Below are 2119 nucleotides of genomic sequence, written 5' to 3'. Positions count from 1 at the left end.
ACTTGCCGACCATCAGCCTTAATTTGCTGTTTGGCGGCGATGGCTATCTCAACGTGGCGGAAGCGGCGCTGGGCCAAACGCTGAGCGGTATCACAACCAAGGCGGCGGAGGGATCGAAGGTAACGGTCACAATAGGTGGACTCTCACTGGACACCACCGTGGGTGCCGGGGGCGTGTGGAGCATCCCGTTGTCATCAACGCAATTGCAATCTTTGGTCAACGGCAACCTGACCGTCAACGCAACGGTGACCGATAGCGCAGGCAACAGCAACAGCACCAGCGCAGGCCTGACGGTGGCACTCACGCCGCCAACCATCACCTTCAACCCGCTGTTTGGCAATGGCATTCTGGATTTGAACGATCTGCTCAGCACACAAATCCTGAGCGGTACCTCCACACAGGCGGCAGCGGGCACCACCCTGACATTAACGCTCGGAGGAAAAACCTACACCACCACCATCAACGCGGGTGGCAGTTGGTCATTGAACCTGCCGACAACGGATCTGCAAGCCTTGGCAGACGGCTCTCTCACCGTGAATGCCCAACTGACCAATACCGCAGGTAACAGCATCAGCCAAAACAGCCTGGTAACGGTTGCCATCAATGCCGCACCGACCATCACGCTCAATCCGCTGTTTGGCGGCGATGGTTTGCTAAACGCGGTGGAGGCGGTGACCAATCCGATCATCAGCGGTACCACCACCAACGCCGCGGGTTCAACGCTGCGCGTCACGTTAGGCAGCAGAACCCTGACGACCGTGGTACAAAGCGATGGCACCTGGTCGGTCGGTTTGTCCGCCACCGATCTCACCGCACTGACCGATGGTAATCTGACGCTGGGCGTAGCGCTCACCAACCCGGCGGGCAAGAATGTCAGCATCAGTACTGGCGTGGGCATCGGTATCCATCACCTGCCGACGCTGTCGTTGGGTTCCCTGTTCGGTGATGGCTATCTCAATCTGACGGAAGCGCAGGTCAATCAAACCATCAGTGGGACCGTCAGTAACGCCGTAGGCGGCAGCATCCGCGTCAACGTCGGCGGATTGGTGCTGACCGTCCCGGTTGCCGCCAATGGCAACTGGAGCGTAAGCGTACCGAAGGAGAACCTGCTCAATATTCTCGATGGCAACCTGAACGTGGGTGTCACAGTGACCGATCGCTATGGCAACACCACAAGTGCCAGCGGCACGGCGATTGTGAAAACGCATGCGCTGCCGCAATTGGGTATCGACCCGACCACGCTGCTGAGTGCGCTGAGTATTATCACCAACGGCCTGGCAATTCACGGCGAAAGTCGCAATGTGCAAGCGGGTGCGCAGGTGTCCGTTTCTCTGCTCAAAACCAACTCGGTGCTTAACGGCATTAGCCTGACCGGCACGGTGCAAGCCGATGGCAGTTGGACCGCACGGTTGGAAAGCTCGCTACTCGCGACGCTGGGGCTGACGGTGTTTAACATCCTTGGCGTATTGACCGGCACGCTGGTAGAAGCATCCGTCAAGGATATTGCAGGTAACAGCGTCGGCGTTTCTGCCGGACTGACTACCGGTATTTCACTCCCGCTTACGCTCGCAAGCCTTGAGAGCCACAGCCTGGCCCTTGAGGAGAGCGGCGCCTCGCTGGAAACCAGCCACACTGCGGCGACCAGTCACGACACGAGCACGGCGCATGACGACAGCACCTTGACGCTTGCCAGCCTGCACGAGGTGCAAAGTACCGGCGCCAGCGCCACGGTCACCACGCCGAGCGAGATCAGTTACAGCATCGGCGGCGTGGCTATCGCACCGACTGACAGCAACACGTTGACCGGCAGTGAGGGCGATGACCTGCTTCAGATTTCCGCACTGGACGCGCTGCATATCGACGGCGGCGCAGGCACCGATACGCTGGCACTGAATGGCGAACATCTGGCGCTCGATCTCACTGCGCTGGGATTAAGCATCGACAACATCGAAATCTTCGATCTCGGGACTTCCGGCACCAACAGCATCACGCTCGATTTGGCGCGTGCGCTGTCGGTCACCGATAAACCTGAAGACGATTTGCGCATCCTTGGCGCAGCGGGCAACGAGGTCAATTTGATCCCGGATGCCAGCGGCACCTGGGCCTTCACCGGGCAACG

1 pseudogene is annotated in these 2119 nt (G+C 59.4%); it reads left to right on the top strand.

What is annotated here, in order from left to right:
• Positions 1-2119 (top strand): annotated as a pseudogene (locus J5224_RS25485) (Ig-like domain-containing protein); the annotation flags it as partial.

The sequence above is a fragment of the Candidatus Symbiopectobacterium sp. NZEC135 genome (assembly GCF_025962695.1).
This window is presented reverse-complemented; position numbering and strand designations above follow the sequence as displayed.